The 21,110-nt window shown below is 67.2% G+C and carries 17 protein-coding genes; 11 read left to right on the plus strand and 6 right to left on the minus strand.

The window, feature by feature from the left end; all coding sequences use genetic code 11:
• Window positions 1–4 precede the first annotated feature (4 nt).
• From AC6CR5_RS00105 to AC6CR5_RS00115, 3 genes are all read right to left on the minus strand, one after another.
• Window positions 5–1,432: an efflux transporter outer membrane subunit gene (locus AC6CR5_RS00105; RefSeq protein WP_026384881.1), complete on the minus strand. Its 1,428-nt coding sequence runs from the start codon at window positions 1,430–1,432 to the stop codon at window positions 5–7.
• A 105-nt stretch (window positions 1,433–1,537) separates the two neighbouring features.
• Complete coding sequence (locus tag AC6CR5_RS00110; protein WP_006387802.1) at window positions 1,538–2,038, minus strand: MarR family winged helix-turn-helix transcriptional regulator; 501 nt, start codon at window positions 2,036–2,038, stop codon at window positions 1,538–1,540.
• Window positions 2,039–2,068: 30 nt separating this feature from the next.
• On the minus strand, window positions 2,069–2,959 hold the full coding sequence (locus tag AC6CR5_RS00115) for a DMT family transporter (protein WP_238920872.1): 891 nt from the start codon (window positions 2,957–2,959) through the stop codon (window positions 2,069–2,071).
• A 97-nt stretch (window positions 2,960–3,056) separates the two neighbouring features.
• On the opposite strand from AC6CR5_RS00115, the gene AC6CR5_RS00120 reads away from it, so the two are divergent.
• The 10 genes from AC6CR5_RS00120 to AC6CR5_RS00165 all read left to right on the plus strand — a co-directional run bounded on the left by AC6CR5_RS00120 (window position 3,057) and on the right by AC6CR5_RS00165 (window position 12,336).
• Window positions 3,057–4,037 (plus strand): DMT family transporter, encoded by a 981-nt coding sequence (locus AC6CR5_RS00120; protein WP_076414021.1) that lies wholly within the window; start codon window positions 3,057–3,059, stop codon window positions 4,035–4,037.
• Window positions 4,038–4,100: 63 nt separating this feature from the next.
• Window positions 4,101–5,090: a quinone oxidoreductase family protein gene (locus tag AC6CR5_RS00125; RefSeq protein WP_006387805.1), complete on the plus strand. Its 990-nt coding sequence runs from the start codon at window positions 4,101–4,103 to the stop codon at window positions 5,088–5,090.
• Window positions 5,091–5,253: 163 nt separating this feature from the next.
• The gene (locus AC6CR5_RS00130; protein WP_238920871.1) at window positions 5,254–6,762 is read left to right on the plus strand and encodes an aldehyde dehydrogenase family protein; all 1,509 of its coding nucleotides are present in this window, start codon (window positions 5,254–5,256) and stop codon (window positions 6,760–6,762) included.
• 68 nt (window positions 6,763–6,830) lie between these two features.
• Entirely contained in the window at window positions 6,831–7,712 is an 882-nt protein-coding gene (locus AC6CR5_RS00135; RefSeq protein ID WP_024068328.1) for a transporter, read from the plus strand.
• A 31-nt stretch (window positions 7,713–7,743) separates the two neighbouring features.
• On the plus strand, window positions 7,744–8,934 hold the full coding sequence (locus AC6CR5_RS00140; protein WP_026384882.1) for an amine dehydrogenase large subunit: 1,191 nt from the start codon (window positions 7,744–7,746) through the stop codon (window positions 8,932–8,934).
• The gene (locus AC6CR5_RS00145; protein ID WP_026384883.1) at window positions 8,931–9,488 is read left to right on the plus strand and encodes a MauE/DoxX family redox-associated membrane protein; all 558 of its coding nucleotides are present in this window, start codon (window positions 8,931–8,933) and stop codon (window positions 9,486–9,488) included. The genes AC6CR5_RS00140 and AC6CR5_RS00145 overlap by 4 nt, the downstream gene beginning before the upstream one ends.
• Window positions 9,489–9,508: 20 nt before the next feature.
• The gene (gene mauD, locus AC6CR5_RS00150; RefSeq protein WP_020926902.1) at window positions 9,509–10,147 is read left to right on the plus strand and encodes a methylamine dehydrogenase accessory protein MauD; all 639 of its coding nucleotides are present in this window, start codon (window positions 9,509–9,511) and stop codon (window positions 10,145–10,147) included.
• Window positions 10,131–10,646: a methylamine dehydrogenase light chain gene (locus AC6CR5_RS00155; RefSeq protein WP_026384885.1), complete on the plus strand. Its 516-nt coding sequence runs from the start codon at window positions 10,131–10,133 to the stop codon at window positions 10,644–10,646. Before mauD ends, AC6CR5_RS00155 begins: the two co-directional genes overlap by 17 nt.
• The gene (locus AC6CR5_RS00160) at window positions 10,643–11,215 is read left to right on the plus strand and encodes a c-type cytochrome (protein WP_498085139.1); all 573 of its coding nucleotides are present in this window, start codon (window positions 10,643–10,645) and stop codon (window positions 11,213–11,215) included. The genes AC6CR5_RS00155 and AC6CR5_RS00160 overlap by 4 nt, the downstream gene beginning before the upstream one ends.
• A gap of 149 nt (window positions 11,216–11,364) precedes the next feature.
• A complete protein-coding gene (locus AC6CR5_RS00165) occupies window positions 11,365–12,336 on the plus strand; it encodes an AraC-like ligand-binding domain-containing protein (protein ID WP_006387812.1) in 972 nt (323 codons plus the stop codon).
• Between the two features lie 36 nt (window positions 12,337–12,372).
• On the opposite strand, the gene AC6CR5_RS00170 is transcribed toward AC6CR5_RS00165, so the two are convergent.
• Window positions 12,373–13,047 (minus strand): epoxyqueuosine reductase QueH, encoded by a 675-nt coding sequence (locus tag AC6CR5_RS00170; RefSeq protein WP_006387813.1) that lies wholly within the window; start codon window positions 13,045–13,047, stop codon window positions 12,373–12,375.
• Between the two features lie 99 nt (window positions 13,048–13,146).
• On the minus strand, window positions 13,147–15,912 hold the full coding sequence (gene glnE / locus AC6CR5_RS00175) for a bifunctional [glutamate--ammonia ligase]-adenylyl-L-tyrosine phosphorylase/[glutamate--ammonia-ligase] adenylyltransferase (RefSeq protein WP_498085140.1): 2,766 nt from the start codon (window positions 15,910–15,912) through the stop codon (window positions 13,147–13,149).
• 83 nt (window positions 15,913–15,995) lie between these two features.
• Here glnE and AC6CR5_RS00180 point away from each other — a divergent pair, with 83 nt between their 5' ends.
• Window positions 15,996–19,634, plus strand: a complete 3,639-nt coding sequence (locus tag AC6CR5_RS00180; RefSeq protein WP_024068332.1) for a YhdP family protein — start codon at window positions 15,996–15,998, stop codon at window positions 19,632–19,634.
• 123 nt (window positions 19,635–19,757) lie between these two features.
• Here the strand turns inward: AC6CR5_RS00180 and rho are convergent, their stop codons facing one another.
• Window positions 19,758–21,017, minus strand: coding sequence for a transcription termination factor Rho (rho, locus tag AC6CR5_RS00185; protein WP_006387816.1), 1,260 nt, complete (start codon window positions 21,015–21,017; stop codon window positions 19,758–19,760).
• Between the last annotated feature and the right edge of the window lie 93 nt (window positions 21,018–21,110).

Here is a 21,110-nt window from a genome sequence, read left to right on the forward strand (position 1 = left end):
GCGTTCAATGAGTGGAGTTCGTGGCGGGCGCGGCGTCGGTCGCGGGGGCGGGCGCATAGCCGCCGCCCAGCGCGTTGGCCAGGTTGGCATCGAGTTGGTAGGCACGGATGCGCAGGTCGGTGTCGAGTCGCGCCTGCGTCAGCACGCCGGTCTGCGCGATCAGCACGGTCAGGTAGTTGCCCATGCCCGCCTTGTAGCGATTGACGGCCAGTTCATAGGCCGCCTCGATGGCTTCGCGCGCCTGGCGCTGCTGCGCTCTTTCCTGTTCCAGCAGGCGCAGGCCGTCGAGCGCGTCGGCGACCTGGTGCACGGCATCGAGCACGGTCTGGTTGTAGTCGGACACGGCCAGGTCGGCGTCGGCGCGGCGGCTGGCCAGGTTGGCGTTCAATTCGCCGCCGTGGAAGATCGGCAGGGTGATGGCGGGGCCGATGCCGGCGGTGCGGGCGGCGGCGCCGAGCAGGTTGCCGGTGCCGATCGCCTGGAAGCCGGCGAAAGCCACCAGATTGACGTTGGGATAGAACTCGGCGCGGGCGCTGTCGATCTGGTGCCGGGCGGCTTCGGCGCGCCAGCGCGCCGCGACCACGTCGGGGCGGTGGCCCAGCAGCTCCAGCGGCACGCTGGCGGGCACGCCGCCGGCGGGGGCGGTCAGCGCCGTTGCCACCAGCGACTGGCCGCGCTGCGGACCGGCGCCCGCCAGCGCCGCGACCTGGTTGCGCAATTGCGCCAGCGTGGTTTCGGTCTGGGTCAGCTCGACCTGGCCGGCGGCCAGCGACGATTCGGCCTGCTTGACCTCGACCTGGGTGTCCAGCCCGGCGGAGTAGCGGCCGCGGGTCAGCGACAGCACTTCCTCGCGCTGGGCCAGCACGCGCTTGATGACGTCGCGCTGGGCGAAGGCGTCTTGCAGATTGAGGTAGGCGCGCACGGTGGCGCTGGCGAGCACGTTGCGCGCGGCCTGGGCGTCGGCTTCGGCGGCGGCCTGCTGCGAGACGGCGGCCTTCAGGTGCGAGCGATTCTTGCCCCAGAAATCGAGCTCGTAGCTGAAGTCCAGCGCCAGGCGGTTTTCGCTGACCACCGAGCCACCGAGCGGGGCCGGATAGATGTAGTCGGCGGACAGGTGCTCGCGGTTAAGCGTGTAGTTGGCGTCGACGCGCGGCATCAACGGGGCGCGGGCCGTACTGACGGCCGCGTTGGCCTTGGCCAGGCGGGCCTGCGCTGCGGTCATGGAGGGGCTGTTGGCCAGCGCCTCGTCCATCAGCGTGTCGAGCTGGCTGTCGCCGTAGCGCTGCCACCATTTCGTTTCGGGCCAGGCCACTGCCTGGCCCGTCAATCCCAGCTTGGCTTCATTCAGGGCGGCCACCGGCTCGGGGCCGGGTTCCATCAGGGCGCAACCGCTCAAAGCCAACACTAATGCGGTAGAAAGAAGGCGTTTCATCCTGACAATCTGCTGAAAGTAATTGATTAATCTGTATTTGCCTAGGCAAATATTACGTCAAATAAAACCCCTTTTACAGGGGTGGGGCGGTGCCGGCCGACGCCGTCAGCGTTCGGGGGCGGAGGCGGAACCGTTGGCGAGCATGCGGCGCAGGAAGTGCATCAGTTGCGTGACTTCGTCGGCGGAAAAACCGCGCAGATGATGGTTCAACACATGGGCGATATTGGGCGGGATTTCGCGCGCCTTGGCTTCGCCCAGTTCGGTCAGTTCGATTTTCACGACGCGCCGGTCTTGCTGGCTGCGGGCGCGGCGCAGCAGGCCCTTGGCCTCGAGCCGGTCGAGCGTGCGCGTCATGGCGCCGGTGTCCACCCCGTTGAGCCGGGCCAGCTCGGCGGGCGTGTCGGCACGGCCCAGGGAGACCATGGCTATGGGACGCCACTGCATGGCGGTGAGATCGAGCGGGGCCATTTCCTGGTCCAGCATCCGGTTCAGGGAGTTGGCGACGAGCTTGATCAGGTAGCCGGCGTTCTCTTCCATCATGCAGCGCGTGTCGCCGCGATAATGGATCGGATGTTCGGAGGAATCAGGGCGGGGCGGGGCGTTCATCCGCGAATTTTACTGCCTAGACAGTAATTGTCAAGACTGCTTTCCAGGCTCGCTTTCCGGGAGAGGAGCAGGCGTCTTGCGCAGGCCGGACCAGACGATGGCGGCCACGATCAGGGCCGCGCCGGCCATCATGCGCACGGTCGGCTGCTGGCTGAACAGGAGCCAGGCGAAGGCGATGGCGTAGACCGGCTCCAGCGCGATCACCAGGCCGGCGCTGCGCGCGTTCAGGCGCGTCAGGCTGGAAACGAACAGGAAATGCGACAGGCCGGTGCAGAACACGCCCAGCAATGCCAGCCAGAACCAGTCCATGGCGGGCAGGGCGGGCAATTGGCCGACGGCGAATGGCAGCATCACCAGCGCCACCACCAGGTTCTGCCAGCAGGCCACCTGCATCGGATCCATGCCCGAGGCCGAGCGGCGGTTGCTCAGGGCCAGCAGCGCGAAGGTCAGGCCCGACAGCAGGCCCCAGGCCAGGCCGATGGTGCCCTGGTCGGCGAGATCGAACGAGGGCGTGACCAGCACCAGGCCGGCGGTGACCAGCCCCAGCAGCAACCATTCGGCCAGCCGCACGCGCTCACGGAAGATCAGGCCCTCGAACAGCGTGATGAAGGCGGGAAAGCTGGCAAAGCCCAAGGTGGCGATGGCGATCCCGCCCACTTTCACCGAAATGAAGAAGGTGACCCAGTGGGCCGCCAGCAGGGCGCCCGCGATCACCAGCACGAACAGCTGGGCCGGCGTCAGGGCGCCGAGCAGCGGGCGCCGCTGCATGCGGGCAAAAAGCCCCAGCGAAATCACCGCGAAGACCGCCCGGCCCAATGTGATGACTGCCGCGCTGGCCTGGATCAGTTCGCCGAAGACGCCGGTCAGGCCGAACAGGACGGCGGCGATGTGGATGTAGGTGAGGGCGCGGTGTCGGGTCATTCGCAATGGGACGGCAGGGCGTGGGGAAGGCTGGGCAAGTGGCTAAAAAAAGCGCGCGGGCGTGCAAATCCCGTGGCGCTGAATCTAAAATCATCGCATGAATCGTATTGCCAAGCTTTTGCCGGTCTCCCGCCCCTCCAGCCGCGCGGCCGGGTTCTTCATGGCCGCGCTTGGCGCCATCCTGTTTTCGGCCAAGGCCATCGTCGTCAAGTTCACCTACCGCTACGGCATCGACGCGGTCACCCTCATCGCTTTCCGCATGTTGTTCGCCATGCCGTTTTTCGCGGCCGTGGCCTGGCACCAGTCTCGCCTGGCGGCACGCGGCGAGATCGTCGTCATGACCTGGAAAGAGCGCCTGCAGGTCTGCCTGCTGGGGTTGCTCGGGTATTACCTGTCCAGCTTCCTGGATTTCCTCGGCCTGCGCTACATCACCGCCAGCCTGGAGCGGCTGATCCTGTTCCTGTCGCCGTCGCTGGTGGTGCTGATTTCGGCGTTCTGGTTCAAGCGCCCGGTCGAGCGCCGCCAGTGGCTGGCAATGACGCTGTCATACGCCGGCGTGGTGCTGGTTTTTGCCCATGACCTCAGCTTCGGCGGCTCGGCCGAGGTGTTGTCAGGGTCTTTGTTCGTTTTCGGTTCGGCGCTCAGCTATTCTGTGTACCTGATCTGTTCCGGGGAACTGATCAAGCGCATCGGACCCACGCGGCTGGTGGCCTATGCCATGCTGGTGTCCTGCGTGGCCTGCATCGTGCAGTTCTTCGTGATCCATCCCGCCTCCGTGCTGGTCCAGCCGATGGGCGTGTACGGCTACTCGATCATCCACGCCACCCTGAACACGGTGGTGCCCGTCTTCATGCTGATGTGGGCGGTGGCGCTGATCGGCGCGCCGACCGCCTCGCTCCTGGGCATGCTGGGGCCGGTGTCGGTGTTGTTCCTGGCGTCGTGGTTCCTGCAAGAGCCCATTACGGTCTGGCAGATGGCCGGGACCGCACTGGTACTGGCGGGGGTATTCGTATTGATGGGGGGCGGGGCCGCCAGGCCTTCGCCCGCCGCGCCCGGCGGCAACGCTGCCCCGCGTTGAAGTCCGGGCTTCCCGTTTGATTCTCAAGCTTGCGTCGCAACAATCCAATGAAAGGAGGCCAGCATGGCCAGCAATCTCGTCAAGGCAATCCGTATCGAGCAGCATGGCGGTCCCGAAGTCCTGAAACTGGTCGAAGTCGAAGTGCCGCCGCCGGCCGCCAATGAGGTCACCATCGACCAGCATGCGGCCGGGCTGAACTTCATCGATATCTATTTCCGCACGGGCTTGTATCCCCATCCGCTGCCGCATGGCCTGGGCTTCGAAGGCGCAGGCGTGGTCACCGCCGTGGGCGCCGACGTCAAGCACCTGAAAAAGGGCGACCGGGTGGCCTATGGCCAGAGCCCCATCGGCGCCTACGCCAAGGCCCGCAACGTGCCGGCCAACCAGGTCGTGAAGGTGCCCAAGGGCATCGGCTTCGACGAAGCGGCGGCGGTGATGCTCAAGGGCCTGACCGTGCAGTACCTGTTCCGCCAGACGTACCGCCTGCAAGGCAACGAGACCATCCTGTTCCACGCCGCCGCGGGCGGCGTCGGCCTGATCGCCTGCCAATGGGCGCGCGCCCTGGGCGTGAAGCTGATCGGCACCGTCTCCAGCCCCGAGAAGGCCGAGCTGGCGCGCGCCAACGGCGCCTGGGAAACCATCGACTACTCGCGCGAGAACGTCGCCGAGCGCGTGCTGGCCCTGACCGGCGGCAAGAAGGTGCCGGTGGTGTACGACGGCGTCGGCAAGGACACTTGGGAAACCTCGCTGGACTGCATCGAGCCGCGCGGCCTGATGGTCAGCTTCGGCAATGCGTCCGGTCCGGTGGCCGGCGTCAACCTGGGCATCCTGAACCAGAAGGGCAGCCTGTACGTGACGCGGCCGTCGCTGGGCGTGCACGTCAACACGCTGGAAAAGCTGCAGGCCGCCTCGGATGAGCTGTTCGACCTGGTCCTGAAGAAGAAGATCAAGGTGCGTATCGACCAGCGCTACGGCCTGGAACAGGCGGGCGAAGCGCAGACCGCGCTGGCCTCGCGCAAGACCACCGGCGCCACCGTGCTGATGCTGGATTGATCCGGCGCGCCCCCGGGGCGCGCGACTGGCAAGGCGGGGCGCAGCGAGCGTCCCGCTTTTTTTTGGGCCGTGCGCACCGGGACAAATCGCCATGCACGGGCGGACAAGCGAACGCGATGGGCCGTTGCTATGCTGGCCCGACACTATCCGTTGGAGCTTTCGCATGTCGTCCGCCCGCCCCTCCGCCAGCGTTTCCGCCACCGGCCGTCCGGAATTGGCCGCCATCCGGGAATACATGATCGTCGACGGCAAGCCGCTGCGCGAGGGGCAGGGCGATCCCATTCCCGTCCACGATCCGGCAACCGGCGAGATCATCGCCATGCAGCTGGACGCTGGCGCGGCGCAGGTCGACCTGGCGGTGCAGGCCGCGCGCCGGGCGTTCGCCGGTGGCCCTTGGCACGAGATGCTGCCGGCCGGACGCGAGCGCCTGCTGCTGAACCTGGCGGACCTGGTGGAACGCCATGGCGAGGAACTGGCGCGCCTGGAGACCCTGAACAACGGCAAGCTGCTGGGCGTGGCGCAGGGCCTGGAGGTCGGCTCCGGCGCCCAATGGCTGCGCTACATGGCGGGTTGGGCCACCAAGCTGACCGGCGACACGCTGGCCCTGTCGATCCCGTTCCCGCCCGGGGTGAAGTACAGCGCCTACACACTGCCGCAGCCGGTGGGCGTGGTGGCCGCGATCATTCCGTGGAATTTTCCGCTGCTGATGGCGATCTGGAAGATCGCGCCGGCACTGGCCGCCGGTTGCACGGTGGTGCTCAAGCCGGCCGAGGAAACCCCGCTGACCGCCTTGCGCCTGGCCGAACTGGTGCTGGAGGCGGGGGTCCCGCCGGGCGTGGTCAACGTGGTGACCGGCCGTGGCGAGACCGCTGGCGCGGCGCTGGTTGCGCATCCCGGCGTGGACAAGATCGCCTTCACCGGCTCCACCGAAGTCGGCAAGCTCATCGGCCGCGCCGCCATGGACGACATGAAGCGCGTCTCGCTGGAGTTGGGCGGCAAATCGCCCGTCATCGTGCTCGATGACTGCGATGCGGATGTGGCGGCACAGGGAGCCGCCGCCGCGATCTTTTTCAACCAGGGACAGGTCTGTACCGCCGGCTCGCGCTTGTATGTGCAGAAAGGCTTGTACGGCAAGGTGGTGGAGCGGCTGGCCGACCTGGCCAGCGGCATGAAGCTGGGTTCCGGCTTTGCCCCGGATACGCAGGTCGGTCCGCTGGTGTCGGCCCGCCACCAGCAACGGGTGATGGACTACATCGGTATCGGCCGCGCCGAAGGCGGCAAGGTGCTGGCCGGCGGCGAGGCGGGCAAGGGCGGCGGCTATTTCGTGCGGCCGACCGTGTTCGCGGATCTGCCGCAGGACGCCCGCATCGCCCGCGAGGAGATCTTCGGGCCGGTGGTGGTGGCCCAGTCCTTCGACACGCTGGACGACGCCGTGAGGCTGGCCAACGACAGCGCGTTCGGGCTGGGCGCCAGTCTCTGGAGCAACGACCTGGCGCGGGTCCAGCGGCTGATTCCGCGCATCGACGCGGGCACGCTCTGGATCAACACCCACAACATGCTGGACCCGAACATGCCGTTCGGAGGTTTCAAGCAGTCCGGTGTCGGCCGTGAACATGGCCGCGCCGTCCTCGATCTGTACCTGGAGAAGAAGTCCGTTTGTATCGCTTACTAGACTGACGGCCGCGCGGGACAAGCCGGGAGATACCGGCGCGCGCAGGCCGCGCAACCAAGGGGAAGTGCATGGCAGGCAAGACCATTTGCCGGGCCCGGGCGCGCACAGCATTGCTGCTGGCGTGCCTGGCGATGGCGCAGACGGCATGGGCCGGAGATCCCAGCGCGCGCGACTGGATACCCGCGCCGGTGGGCACCAATATCATCGCCGGCTACCTGTCCGGACTGCGTTCGTCCGGGCTGTACTCGGCCGGCAAGCGCGTCGACGGCGCCTCGGTGGACGTGGACGCGCTGATCTACCGCCAGATGCACTATCGCGAACTGTTCGGCAAGACCGTGCAGTTGGAGTTCATCGTGCCGATGTCGCGCACCACCATGGAGATGCCGGGCGCCTCGCGCGATCGCCAGACCGGTATCGGCGACGTTACCCTGGGTTCCGCGATCTGGCTTTACAACAATGAGCAGACCAAGACCTGGTTCGCCTGGGAACCCTTCGTGGTGGTGCCGCTTGGCCGCTACGACGGTTCGCGCCCCGACACCTCGCCAGGCAAGAATCGCTGGTCCACGGTCCAGGACTTTTCGTTCGTCAAGGGCGTGGGCGAGTCCACCTTCCTCGAGGCCATCGCCGAAGTGGAAATCTACGGACGCAACACCGACTGGATGAGCCAGACGCTCAAGAAGGACCCGTCCTTCCGCTTCTTTGCGCTGGCTTCCACCAACCTCACGCCCGACACCTATACGGGCATACGCTACCGCTATGAGACCGGCGGGCGCGAACGCTCCAGCGGCGAAACCGTGACCAGCCGCGCGCGCAACCACCAGCTGGCGCTGGAGCTTACCCACCAGATCAACGACGCCAACCAGATCCAGATGCAGTACATCCACGACCTGAAGGTCGAGAACGGCCCGCGCATGCGGGGCGTGCAGATGCGCTACGTCTACGCCTTCTAGGAGCAATGGACATGACACCAGGAGAAAGCCAATGATTGCGCTTTGTGCCAAGGGCAGCGCCGGGCGGGCCGGCAAGTGGGCGCTGTGCGCGGCGCTGGCCGCCGCGGCCGGGCTTGCCCGCGCCGACCTGCCGGTCGAGGAACTCAAGGGCGGCACGCGCCTGCCGCCGGCCACGCCGCATCGGTTGTACGTGATGGATGCGGTGTTCAACCACCTGGTCGACAGCCGCATCAACATCTATGACGGCGATACGATGAAATTCCTGGGGCTGGTGCCTTCGTCGTTCAACGGCCACATGACGGTGTCCGCGGACGGCAAGGACATCTACATCATGACCACCTACTACGAGCGCCTGAATCGGGGCAAGCGCACCGACGTGGTCGAGGCCTGGGATGCCGAGACGTTGACGCCCAAGTACGAGGTGCCCATCCCGGAGAAGCGCGCGCAGGCGTTGAATTATCGCAATTACCTGCAGCAGAGTTCGGACGGCGGCCTGCTGTTCGTGCAGAACGCCACGCCCGCGTCGTCGGTGACGGTGGTCGACCTGAAGACGCGCAAGTTCACCGACGAAGTGACCGCGGCGGCGGGCTGCTGGAGCATCATCGTGCCGCCATCGCGGCCGCGCAGCTTCGCCAGCATCTGCGGCGACGGCTCTTTCGTCACGGTCGACCTTGATGCCGCCGGCAAGCCATCCGGCCAGCAGCGCAGCAAGCCGATGTTCGAGGTGGAGAAGGACCCGATCTTCACCCATACCGACCGGTTGGGCGACACCTTCTATTTCGTCTCGTACAACGGCAACGTCTACAGCGCCGACTTCAGCGGCGCCGAGGCCCGCTTCGGCGAGCGCTGGTCGCTGCTGGATGCTTCCGGCAAGGATCGCGGCTGGCGCCCCGGCGGCTACAACCTGCTGGCGGTGAACCGCGCCAGCAAGCGGCTGTACGTGGGCATGCATCCGAATGGCGCCGAGGGGTCGCACAAGACGCCGGCGGCCGAGATCTGGGTCTACGACCTGGCCACGCACAAGCGATTGGCGCGCATCCCGGGCAAGAACGCGTTGTCGATGTCGGTGTCGCAGGACGACAAGCCGCGCCTGTTCACCATCGACGGCGGCAACGTCAACGTCTACGATGCGGCGCCGGCCGCGCCGGTGTTCAAGGGCACCATCCAGGGCGCCGGTGAAACCGCCTTGCAGGTCGAACCGCAACCGGGAGGCACGCCATGACCGATCCCGTCCTGCTCTATGCCGCCAGCGCCGCGCTGGCCTGCGTGCTGCTGTTGGGGGCATTGGAAAAGCTCAAGGACATGGCCGCGTTTGCCGCCGCCGTGCAGGCCTATGAGATCGTGCCGGCAGCGTTCGGTGGCCTGTTTGCCTGGGGCTATGTGCTCGCCGAAGCGCTGGCTGGCGCCTTGCTGCTGGCGCCCGGCCTGCGTTCGCCGGGGGCGGCGCTGGCGCTGCTGGTGCTGGCGCTGGCCACCGTCGGCGTGGCGGTGAACCTGGCACGCGGCCGCCGCGACATCGATTGCGGCTGCGGCGGTCCCGCCATGCGCGGCGCGGCGGCGCGCGGCGCCGGCCTGTCGTGGTGGATGGTGCCGCGCAACGCCTTGCTGGCGTTGTGGACGCTGCCGGTTTTCGCCGCGGCGCAGGGCGCGTCGCGCAGCCTGCAGTGGGCCGACGCCGCCTCGGTGTTCGGCCTGGCGATGAGCGCCGTGGCCCTTTACTTCACCGCCAATCACCTGCTGGCCTCGCACCTGAAGCTGCGGCAGCTGCACATCTAGGAACAACGGAGAGACACGATATGGAAGCCTTGATCATTTCCAATTTTCTGCTGTGGGGCGTGGTGCTCTGCCTGCTGCTGGTCATCCTGGCGCTGTCGCGCCAGATCGGCGTGCTGTACGAACGGGTGGCGCCGATGGGGGCCCTGACCATGGACAAGGGGCCGGCGGTGGGCGAGGCCGCGCCGCGGTTCGAGCTGGCCGACCTGCTGGGGCGGCGCCTGACCATCGGCGAACGCGGCCAGCACAGCCAGTTGCTGTTCTTCCTGTCGCCGACCTGCCCGGTGTGCAAGAAGCTGTTGCCCATCCTGAAGTCCGTGGCGAGCACCGAGAACGCCTGGCTGCGCATCGTGCTGGCCAGCGACGGCGAGATGCCCGAGCACCTGGCGTTCTACCGCCAGGCCGGCCTGGAGCGTTTTCCCTACCTGCTGTCGACCGAACTCGGCATGAAGTTCCAGATCAGCAAGCTGCCTTATGCCGTGCTGATCGACGAGTCCGGCGTGATCCGCGCCAAGGGCCTGATCAATTCCCGCGAGCAGCTCGAAAGCCTGTTCACGGCCAAGGAGCTGGGCGTGGCCTCGGTACAGGAATTCCTGGCCGGGAGCGCGCTGCAGGAAACCCGTGTTTCACGCAAGGAGAACGGCAATGCTCTGGCTGGATAAGCTTGGCGAGCGCGTCACGCGCTCCGTCGCCCACACCACCTCGCGCCGTAGCGTGCTCAACCGCATCGGCCGCGTGCTGGTCGGCACCGCCTTCCTGGTGCCGGTGCTGCCGGTGGCCCGCTCGGCGCCCGCGGCGGCCAAGAAGCCGCAGACCGACGAGACCGCTTGCGACTACTGGCGCTATTGCGCGGTGGACGGCTTTCTGTGCTCATGCTGCGGTGGCAGCATGACCTCATGCCCGCCGGGCACCTCGCCGTCGGCGGTATCGTGGGTGGGAACCTGCCACAACCCGCTCGATGGCAAGGACTATCTCATCAGCTACAACGACTGCTGCGGCAAGACCGCCTGCGGCAAGTGCATGTGCGCCTCGGCCGAGCGCGAGCGGCCCGGCTACCAGATGTTCCTGCACAACGACGTCAACTGGTGCATGTCGAACGAATCGTCCATCTTCCATTGCACCACCTCCGTCATCGTGGGGTTGGCCAAGAAGAAGCCATGAACGTCGCGGCGGCAAGGGCTCGCGGCGGGGCGCGGCGGCGGGGCGCCGGGGTTGCGTTCGCCTGTGCCATGGCCATCGGGGCGGCGGCCGTGTCCTTCGGCGCGGCCGCCGGCGATGCCGTCCCCGCGGCGGCGCCAGACGCCCCGGGCGCGGCCGGCGCGGGTGCGCTGTGGCAGGCCGCTCGCGCCGACTACATACTGCAATGCGCAGGGTGCCATCGGGTCGACGGGCGCGGCAGCACACCGCACGGCATTCCCGATTTCCGCAATTCGGTGGGCGCGTTCACGCACCTGCCCGCGGGCCGCGAATACCTCATCCGGGTGCCGGGCGCCGCCTATTCACAATTGAACAACGCCGAATTGGCGAACGTGCTGAACTGGCTGCTCCACACCTTCAGCCCGGCGCAACTGCCGGCCGGGTTCCGTCCGTACACCGAAAACGAGGTGGCGGCGGCCCGGCCACGCCGATACGACGATGTGGTGCCGGTACGCCACGGCCTCGCGCGTGAGTTGGGGGCGCTGGGTTTTGCCCTGTCCAACTATTCGTATGGCAGCGCCCGCAAGCCCTGAGGCGCGCATTGTCGGGAGCGCCGGCGCGGAGGGTGCCCGGCATGCTGGATTGCGGTTGCGCCCTAGGGGTTGTCACCGATACTCCGCGCCCGGGGCTCGGTGATAGAAAGAAGACCGCCACTTGTTCCATGCCGCGCGCCGGAGTCGCCATGTCACCCCCCCTCGTACGCAGCGCGCCCCAGCAGTTCCTGGATTGCGCCAGCTGGAAGGAAAACATCAGCAACACGTTCGTGCCGCTGGAAGTGTCGGCCGCCGATCCCAAGCACTTTCGCAGCAGCGTGGCGGTGGATGCGCTGGGATGGATGCAGATCTGCGAAATGCGCACGGGGGCCCAGCGCGTGCGGCGCACCCGGCTGCTGGCCGAGCGGGCCGAAGCGTCCGGCTACAAGGTGACGCTGCAGCTCGACGGCCGCAGTGAAATCCGCCAGGCCGCGCGCACCGCCTTGCTGATGCCGGGCGAATGGGGCATCTACGACACCACCCGGCCGTACGAGGTCGATGTCGACGACAATGCGCATTTCCTGGTGATGCAAGTGCCCGCCAAGCAGTCCGAAGCCTGGCTGCCGGCCATGCGCAACGCCGTGGCGCGCAGTTTCAGCGCCCGCCATGGTTGCGGCCGGATGGCCATGGATCTGCTGCGGGTGGCCCTGAGCGAACACGCGCACCTGTCCGAAAGCGCCGCGCGCGACGCCGCCAACGCGGTGATGCAGATGATGGGGCTCGACATCAGTGAGCGGGCGGGCGGGGGCGGGGCGCAAGACCCCGCTGAATTGCGGCAGGCGCAATTGCGGCGGGTGCAGCAGTACCTGATCGAGAACCTGCATGACCCCGATCTGTCGCCGGCCACGGCGGCCGAGGCGCTGCGCGTGTCGCGGCGTTATCTGTACAACCTGTTCGCGCAGGCGGCCACCACGCCGGCCGACTTCATTCTCGGCGCGCGGCTGGAGCGTTGCCGCGACATGCTGGCCGACGCCGCACAGACCGCGCGGCAGATCGGCGAGATCGCCTTCCGGCATGGGTTCTCGGACGCGGCGCGCTTCAGCCACGCGTTCCGCAATCGCTATGGGGTGTCGCCGTCGGAATACCGGCGCCAGGGACGCCGGACGGACGAGCCGGACTGAGCGGCCGGGCGGGGCCGGCGCGGACCCACGCAGGCCTTAAAGCTCTTCCGCGTTGATCAGGTCTTCCTTGCCGTAGAACTTCACGCCGATGTGGATGCGCTCGCGGCCCTGCGCGCGACGATGGCGGTTGGTGTCGCGCAGCGAATAGACGCAGCCGCAGTATTCCTGCTGGTAGAAGTTCTCGCGCTTGCTGATCTCGATCATGCGCGACGAGCCGCCGCCCTTGCGCCAGTTGTAGGTCCAGTAGACCAGGTCGTCGTAGCGCGCGGCCGCGCGTTCGCCGCAGCCGTTGATCTGGTTCATGTCCTTCCAGCGCGAAATGCCGAGCGAGCTGGTGATGGTGTCGAAGCCATGCTCGTGGGCATACAGCGCGGTGCGCTCGAAGCGCATGTCGAAGCAGGCGGTGCAGCGCTCGCCGCGCTCGGGCGCGTCTTCCATGCCCTTGACGCGCTCGAACCAGTTGTCCATATCGTAGTCGGCGTCGATGAATTCGATGCCGTGCTGCTCGGCGAAGCGGATGTTCTCCTGCTTGCGGATCTCGTATTCCTTGACCGGATGGATGTTCGGGTTGTAGAAGTAGATCGCGTAGTCGATGCCGGAAGCCGTCATGGCTTCCATGACTTCGCCGGAACAGGGCGCGCAGCACGAGTGCAACAGCACCTTGCTGCGGCCGACGGGCAGGTCGAGTTTGGGGCGCACGAATTCGGACATGGTCAAAGCGGGCAATGAGGCGGAAAACCCCTTATTTTACGCCGAGTTGCCGTGACGGCGGGCGGCGCGTGGCAAGCGGAGGGGGGCGTCCCCCGTTGTTCAGCCCAGCACCGCATCCCACAGTTCGCGCACGGCCGTGCGCTCGGCCTGCAACTGGTCCGGCGCCACGCGCGCCTTTTCCACCCCCTGCATGCGCAATTGGTGCTGCACGCGCCGCAGCGTGCGGTAGGCGTCGCCCGCGCGCGCGGCCAATGCCGGATCGATCAGCCCGGCCTCGCCGGCCAGCCGCAGCAGGGTGATGTTGCCCAGGTTGCGCACCAGCACCGGGTGGGTGCCGGCATGGCTCAGCACCAGGTACTGGGTCACGAATTCCACGTCGACCATGCCGCCGGCGTCGTGCTTGAGATCGAACCGGTCGGTGCTGTTCGGATGGCCGGCGTTGATCTTCTGGCGCATCGCCAGCACTTCCTCGCGCAGCTTGGCGGTATCGCGCGGCATCACCAGGATGGCTTCGCGGATCTGCTCGAAGCGCTGGCCGACCGCGGCATCGCCGGATGCGTAGCGGGCGCGGGTCAGGGCCTGGTGTTCCCAGGCCCAGGCGTGCTTTTGCTGGTACTGCTCGAAGGCTTCGACCGATACCGCCAGCAGCCCGGCGTCGCCGTCCGGGCGCAGGCGCAGATCGACTTCATACAGGCGGCCCGACGAGGTCATGGTCGACAGCCAGGAGGTCATGCGGCGGCCCAGCTTGGCGTAGACCTCGGCGGCGTCCTCGCGCGCATCGTCATACAGGAACACCAGGTCCAGGTCGGAGGCGTAGCCCAGTTCCTTGCCGCCCAGCTTGCCGTAGGCGATCACGGCGAAACGCGGTTCGGCGCCCGCGACCTTGTTCACCAGCGGCCAGGTGCGGCGGATGGTTTCCGTCAGCAGCAGGTCGGCCAGCGCGGATAGCTGGTCGGCGAGCTTTTCGACCGTCAGCTCGTCCTCCAGGTCCTGCGCCAGCAACTGGAAGCTGGCCTGGCGCTGCACGTCGCGCATCAGGTTCATCTGGCGCTCGATGTCGGGATCGCCATCGGGCAGGCGGCAGGCGTCGAGGTCGGCGGAAAGCTGGCGTGCGATCTGGGCGAAATCCAGCGGTTCGAACAGCGTGCGCCAGTCGATCAGGCTGTCCAGCAGCAGCGGATGCTGCGTCAGGTACTGGGCCGCCCACGGGCTGGCCGCGACCATGCGCGCGACCCGCGCCAGGGTGTCGGGGTATTCCGCCAGCAGGGCCAGATAGGCGCTGCGCTGGGCGATTTTCTCGATCAGGTCGAACAGGCGCACCGCCGCGTCCAGCGGCGCGTCGGTCTGGCGGGCGGCCCGCAGCGCGGCCGGCAACAGCGTTTCCATGCGGCGCCGGCTGCTTTCGGGCAGGCTGCGCACGCGATGGCTGCCCAGCAGCGTTTCGGTGCGGCGCAGCAGGTCGTCGGCCTGCTCGCCGAAGGCCTGGCGGATCTGCTCGGCCAGTTCGCATTGCTCGTCGCTTTCGTCCGCAGTGGTTTCTTCGGTGGCATCGGCGCTGTCCGCCTTGTCCATGCCGACCATGCGGAACACGTTGCGGAAGGTCTGCGAGACGAACTGGCGATGCGCTGCCAGCGTGGTTTCGAAATCCTGCGCGCTCATGCCGAGGGCGGCGGCCAATCCGGCGCGCAGCGCCGGGTCGCCCGGCAGGAGATGGGTCTGTTCGTCTTCCCGGTATTGCAGCGCATGTTCGGTGCGCCGCAGGAACCGGTAGGCATCCTCCAGGCGGCGCGCGTCTTGCGCCGGAACCAGGCCGGCGACGCATTCGGCGTGCAGGGCGGGCAACAGTCCGCGTTGTTGCAGTGCCGGCATGCGGCCGCCGCGGATCAACTGCGCCAGTTGCACCACGAATTCGATTTCGCGGATGCCGCCATCGCCCAGCTTGATATTGTTGGCGCTGTCGATGCCGTTGCGGGCGGAAGCCCGCCGCTGCCAGTCCTGGCGGATGCGCTCGCGCAGGGCGCGCAGGGCGGCCAAGGCGTCGAAGTCGAAATACTTGCGGTAGACGAAGGGCACGCGCAGGCTTTCCAGCTGACGGGCCTGGGCGGCGCTGTCGCTGCCCTCGAACGCCTGCGCCGGCATCAGGCGCGCCTTGAGCCATGCGTAGCGTTCCCATTCGCGGCCCTGGCCGATCAGATAGTGCTCCAGCGCGTCCAGGCTCCAGGCCAGCGGACCGGCGTCGCCGTCGGGACGCAGGCGCAAGTCGGTGCGGAACACCTGGCCGTTGGCGTCGACCTCGGACAGCACCGGCATCATGCGGCGCGTCAGGCGGCCATAGAACTCGTGGTGGCTGATGCGGCGCGGGCCATCGGTGTCGCCTTCCTCGCCGTACAGCATGATCAGGTCGATGTCGGAGGACACGTTCAGTTCGGCGCCGCCCAGCTTGCCCATGCCCACGATCAGCATTTCCTGGGGCAGGCCGGTGGCCGGGTCGCGCGGCACCCCGTGCACCTCGGCCAATTCGGCGGCCACGCTGCGATAGGCGGCGGCCACCGCGGCATCCGCCAGCGCCGTCATCGCGCCCACCACTTCCTCGAGCGGCGCCTGGCCGGCCAGGTCGCGCACGATCAGCGTGCTGAAGACCCGCTCGCGCAATTTGCGCAGCACCTGGCGGCACAATTCCACCGGCAGGATGTCCGGCGCGCCGGGGCCGGCCAGCTCGGCCTGCCAGTGCGCCAGCCGTTCCCGCGTGACGGGTTCCCGTACGGCGTCTTCCAGCCACGCGGCCAGGTCCGGATGGGCATCGAGACGGCGGCGCAGGTGGCCGGACCAGGCAAGGGCGGGGGCGAACAGGGCGGGCATGGACATGGCGATCGGACGGGAGACGAATGGACGCGTTTCAGGTATAAGTGGGGACGATACCGCAAGACTATTCTCCTGCCCACCGATCCGTGTCTGTTTCAAAGAAAGTGTTCTGCTGCCTGTTCTGGGTGGCGCTGACCGTGTACGGCGTCGTGGCCATCGGGCTCCTGGGCGTGCGCTATTGGGTCTTGCCGCGCGTGGACCAATGGCGCCCCCAGATCGAAGCCTACGCCAGCCAGGCGCTGGGCGCACGCGTCGCGATCGGGGCCATCCGGGCGGATTGGCAGGGCCTGAACCCCAAGCTCGAACTCAGCGCGGTGCAAGTCTATGACGACGTGCCGGAGCCGGTCCTGAGCCTGCCTTCGGTGTCGGCGGTGCTGGCCTGGCGCAGCCTGTTCACCCTGTCGCCCACGTTGCTGCGCCTGCGGGTGGAGCAGCCGGACCTCACCTTGCGCCGCGACGCCGCCAACCGCCTGTGGGTGGCGGGGCAGGGCATCGACCTGAATGCCAGCGATCACCAGTCGGACCTGAATCATCCGGCGCTGCGCTGGCTGACCGGGCAGCGCGAGGTGCAGATCCGTGGCGCCCGCATCCGCTGGCAGGACGAATTGCGCCAGGCGCCGGATCTGGTGCTGAACAACGTCGATCTGCTGGTGCGCAATGGCAGCCTGTCGCATCGCTTCGTGCTGCGCGCCGACGGCGATCCGGTGTTGGCGCGCAAAGTGGACCTGCGCGGAGAATTCAATCGCAGCCTGTTCTCGGCCAATGCCGCCAGCCCGGCCAACTGGAGCGGGCAGCTCTACGCCGCGCTGGATGACGCCGAACCCCTGGCCTGGGCGCCCTGGCTGTCGCCGCCGCCGATCAAGGGACGCATCAGCACCCGCGCCTGGCTGCAGCTCGATCATGGCAAGTTCACCACGCTCACGGCCGACGTGGCCACGCGGGGGGTGGACTGGTCGGCGGCGCCTGGTGCGACCGCGGTGCGCGCCGGCTATGCGCAAGTCCGTATCGAGGGCGTGCCGGGCGATTTCATCGACGGCGAGCGCGTGCCGCTGGCGCGCAGTTCCGGCGCGGCCAACCTCTCGGTCATTGGCCATGCCGAGCAATTGCGCGTGGCGCTGCCGGGCATATTCGAACAACCCGAGCTGGGAGCCGACGAGGTGGCGCTGGACGCCCGCATCAAGGGAACCAGCGAACACGACTGGTTCATCGACGTGGCCCAACTGCGGATCGCCAATGACGATCTGGATGTGCGCCTGCAGGGGCAGTGGCGCAGGGAAGGCAAGAGCGCGGCGGGTAGCGTCGACATGCGCGGCACGCTAGTGCGCGGCGCCATGAACGCGATCCATCGTTATCTGCCGCTGGAGGTGAACGCGGACGCGCGCGAATGGCTCGCGACCGGACTGCCGGCCGGCCAGATGGAGTCGGCGTCGATCGTGCTCAAGGGCGACCTGGACGAATTTCCCTTCGGGGCGGCCGGATCGAGCGGCGAGTTCGTCATCGCCGGCGCCTATTCCGGCGCCAAGGTCGACTACGCGCCGGCGCGCCCTCACCGCAAGGGCTGGCCGATGCTGGAGAACCTGTCGGGCAGCTTCCGCATCGACAAGGTTGGGCTGGTGCTCGACAGTCCGGGCGGCGCGCTGGCGCATACCGGCCCAGGCCAGACCGTGACGCTGGGCGCGGTGACCGCCTCCATTCCCGACATGGAACACAATGCGCAATTGACCGTCAATGGTGAAACCAGCGGTCCGGTGCCGGCCTACCTGGCGCTCTCGGAAAGCTCGCCGCTGGGCCAGTTGCTGGATGGCGCGCTGGACGAGGCGCGCGGCACCGGCACCTGGCGCATGCCGCTCAAGTTGAAAGTGCCGTTGATGAACACCGACGACACGCAGGTGGAAGGCAAGATCCAGTTCGCCGACAACACCTTCACCTTCATGCCGGAAATGCCCTTGCTCAGCCAGATGCATGGCGACCTGGATTTTTCGGAGAAGGGCGTGCGCACCAAGGAGATCCGCGCCCAGTTCCTGGGCGGACCGGTCAAGCTCAGCGGCAGCCTGGCGCAACCGACCGATGCCTTGCGTTTCGAGGGCGTGCTGGCGGGATCCGGGCTGACGCAGATCAGCAATACGCCGTCGATGGGCCGTTTTACCGGGAAGACCGCCTACAAGGGCCGGATCGGCTACCAGCGCGGCGGTTCGGTCGAGTTGTCGGTGGAGTCCGATCTGACCGGCCTGGCGATCGATATGCCGGCGCCCGTGGGCAAGCCGGCGTCGCTGGCCCGGCCCCTGAAGTTGCAATGGGGGGCCGCGCAGGATCCGGGAGCCAAGGGCAGGCGCTGGCTCACCGCCAGCCTGGGCGACAATCTCAATGCGCTTTTCGAACGTGATCCGGCCGATGCCTCGCCGTCATACTTCACCCGCGGCGCGCTCGGGATCGAGCGTCCCGCCAGCCTGCCCGAACGCGGCTTGAGCCTGAACGCCAGCCTGCCGGAACTGGACATGGACGCCTGGGAAGCCGTGTCCAACGGCTTCAACCCGCCGCCAGCCAAGGGGCGCGCGGCGGCCCGGCCGCTGCTGCCGGTTGCCGAGCGCGTCAGCCTGAGCGCGGGCCTGCTGCGCGCCAGCGGCTACACGCTGAACGACCTGACCCTGTACGCCACCCGTCCGGCGCCGGCCCAATGGCGCGTGGACATCCAGTCGCGCCAGGCAGCCGGTTCGCTGTCATGGCGCGAAGCGTCCGGCGCGATCGCCGGCCAGATCACCGCCCGTTTCAAGTATCTCGCGCTGGGCGGCGCCGACGACACCAACGAGGCCGACAAGGCGCTTTCCTCGGGCAACGACCTGTCGGACATTCCCGCCATCGACCTGCAGGCCAAGGAATTCCGCCTCTATGGCAAGAACCTGGGCGAATTGCAGGTGCTGGGCACGAATCTGGAGCGTGGTCGCCAGTGGCGCCTGGATAAACTGTCGATCACCAATGACGCCGCGGCCTTGAATGCGACCGGTGCCTGGCGCCTCGAAGGCCCGGAGCGTGGCTTGACGGTGGACGCCACCGCCAAGTTCGAGAACGTCGGCAGCTTCATGGATCGTATCGGCTTTGACCGGGTCGTGTCCGGCGGGACCGGCAGCATCAAGGGCAAGGCGACCTGGCGCAACCTGCCATGGACCCATGACATCGCCGACCTGGTGGGCGACGCCGAGATCAGCCTGGACAAGGGCCGTTTCATGCACGTGAATTCGCGTACGGCGCGCCTGCTCGAGCTGCTGTCGCTGCAGTCGCTGCAGCGCCTGGCCCGGCTCGACGTGAATCCGACCAACCTGCTGCGCGACGGCTTTCCTTTCGATACCGTGCGCGGCCAGATCAAGCTGGCCGATGGTTCGCTGAATACCGAGGGCTACAAGATCAATGGCCCGGTCGCGGCCATCGTGCTGGCGGGGGGCGTCAACATCGTGCAGGAGCGTTGGGATCTGAAAGCGGTCGTGATTCCCAATCTCGACGCCAGTGGCGCAGCCATGGTGACGGCGTTGGCGGTCAATCCGCTGATCGGCCTGGGCGCCTTCGTGACCCAATGGGTGCTCAAGCAGCCGCTGGCCCGCGCCATGACCATGGAATACGCCGTGACGGGCAGCTGGGACGATCCCAAGATCGACCCGATCGACGCGTCGGGCAAGCCGGCGCCCAAGCAGACGCCCAAGCCGCGCAGCCTGGAAGAGTTCATCGAGCACTGATCAGTGCTGCCCCAGCGATCGCTGGCATGGCGATACAGACCCCCAAAAAGCATTTGGCGAGGACCGCCGTGGGGCAATCCTCGCCAAATCGATGCGTGCGCCCGGCATGCGGGCGGCGACGGCTTACTTCTTCTTCATCATGTCGAAGAATTCGGCGTTGGTCTTGGTGGCGCGCATCTTGTCCAGGATGAATTCCATGGACTGGACTTCGTCCATGTCGTGGATGAACTTGCGCAGCACCCAGACCTTCTGCAGCAGGTCCGGCGCGATCAGCAGTTCTTCGCGGCGGGTGCCCGACTTGTTCAGGTTGATGGACGGGTAGACGCGCTTTTCCGCCAGGCGACGCTCCAGGTGCACTTCGGAGTTGCCGGTGCCCTTGAATTCTTCGTAGATGACTTCGTCCATGCGGCTGCCGGTCTCGATCAGCGCGGTGCCCAGGATGGTCAGCGAGCCGCCTTCTTCGAGGTTGCGCGCGGCGCCGAAGAAGCGCTTGGGACGTTGCAGGGCGTTGGCGTCGACACCACCGGTCAGCACCTTGCCGGAAGCCGGCACCACGGTGTTGTAGGCGCGCGCCAGGCGGGTGATCGAGTCCAGCAGGATCACCACGTCCTTCTTCATTTCGACCAGACGCTTGGCCTTTTCGATGACCATTTCGGCGACCTGCACGTGGCGGGTGGCGGGCTCATCGAAGGTCGAGGCGACCACTTCGCCGCGCACGGTGCGCTGCATTTCGGTCACTTCCTCGGGCCGCTCGTCCACCAGCAGGACGATCATGACCGCGTCGGGGTAGTTGGTGGTGATGGCGTGCGCGATGTGCTGCATCATCACCGTCTTGCCGGACTTGGGGCTGGCGACGATCAGGCCGCGCTGGCCCTTGCCGATGGGGGCGAAGACGTCGAGGATACGGCCGGTGAGGTTTTCCTCGCTCTTGATGTCGCGTTCCAGGCGCAGCGGCTGGTTCGGATGCAGCGGCGTCAGGTTCTCGAACATGATGCGATGCTTGATCGCCTCGGGCGCCACGCCGTTGACCTTGTCCACCTTGACCAGCGCGAAGTAGCGTTCGCCATCCTTGGGCGTGCGCACCTCGCCTTCGATCGAGTCGCCGGTGTGCAGGTTGAAGCGGCGGATCTGGGACGGCGAGATGTAGATATCGTCCGTGCTGGCCAGATACGAGGTCTCGGGCGAGCGCAGGAAACCAAAGCCATCGGGCAGGACTTCCAGCACGCCGTCGCCAAAGATCTGCTCGCCCTGCTTGGCGCGCCGTTTCATGATGGCGAACATCAGCTCCTGCTTGCGCAGGCGGTTGGCGTTCTCGATTTCCAGGCCAGCGGCCATTTCCAGCAGCTGCGAGACATGCAGCGCCTTCAGTTCGTTGAGGTGCATCGCGGTGAGTGTTGGGGGAAAAGTAAAGGAGGGTTCTGGCGGCGCGCCACGGACGGGCTCGCGCGGTATTGAATGCGCGCCGCCCCCAGGGCG

This window comes from Achromobacter sp. EG18 (genome assembly GCF_059759395.1).

Coding starts and splice junctions, on each gene's coding strand:
- AC6CR5_RS00165 (WP_006387812.1), top strand. CDS start 11,365: ATGTCACCCCCCCTCGTACGCAGCGCGCCCCAGCAGTTCCTGGATTGC.
- AC6CR5_RS00155 (WP_026384885.1), top strand. CDS start 10,131: ATGCTCTGGCTGGATAAGCTTGGCGAGCGCGTCACGCGCTCCGTCGCC.
- AC6CR5_RS00135 (WP_024068328.1), top strand. CDS start 6,831: ATGGCAGGCAAGACCATTTGCCGGGCCCGGGCGCGCACAGCATTGCTG.
- AC6CR5_RS00105 (WP_026384881.1), bottom strand. CDS start 1,432: ATGAAACGCCTTCTTTCTACCGCATTAGTGTTGGCTTTGAGCGGTTGC.
- rho (WP_006387816.1), bottom strand. CDS start 21,017: ATGCACCTCAACGAACTGAAGGCGCTGCATGTCTCGCAGCTGCTGGAA.
- AC6CR5_RS00160 (WP_498085139.1), top strand. CDS start 10,643: ATGAACGTCGCGGCGGCAAGGGCTCGCGGCGGGGCGCGGCGGCGGGGC.
- AC6CR5_RS00125 (WP_006387805.1), top strand. CDS start 4,101: ATGGCCAGCAATCTCGTCAAGGCAATCCGTATCGAGCAGCATGGCGGT.
- glnE (WP_498085140.1), bottom strand. CDS start 15,912: ATGTCCATGCCCGCCCTGTTCGCCCCCGCCCTTGCCTGGTCCGGCCAC.
- AC6CR5_RS00140 (WP_026384882.1), top strand. CDS start 7,744: ATGATTGCGCTTTGTGCCAAGGGCAGCGCCGGGCGGGCCGGCAAGTGG.
- AC6CR5_RS00120 (WP_076414021.1), top strand. CDS start 3,057: ATGAATCGTATTGCCAAGCTTTTGCCGGTCTCCCGCCCCTCCAGCCGC.
- AC6CR5_RS00130 (WP_238920871.1), top strand. CDS start 5,254: ATGTCGTCCGCCCGCCCCTCCGCCAGCGTTTCCGCCACCGGCCGTCCG.
- AC6CR5_RS00110 (WP_006387802.1), bottom strand. CDS start 2,038: ATGAACGCCCCGCCCCGCCCTGATTCCTCCGAACATCCGATCCATTAT.
- AC6CR5_RS00115 (WP_238920872.1), bottom strand. CDS start 2,959: ATGACCCGACACCGCGCCCTCACCTACATCCACATCGCCGCCGTCCTG.
- mauD (WP_020926902.1), top strand. CDS start 9,509: ATGGAAGCCTTGATCATTTCCAATTTTCTGCTGTGGGGCGTGGTGCTC.
- AC6CR5_RS00145 (WP_026384883.1), top strand. CDS start 8,931: ATGACCGATCCCGTCCTGCTCTATGCCGCCAGCGCCGCGCTGGCCTGC.
- AC6CR5_RS00170 (WP_006387813.1), bottom strand. CDS start 13,047: ATGTCCGAATTCGTGCGCCCCAAACTCGACCTGCCCGTCGGCCGCAGC.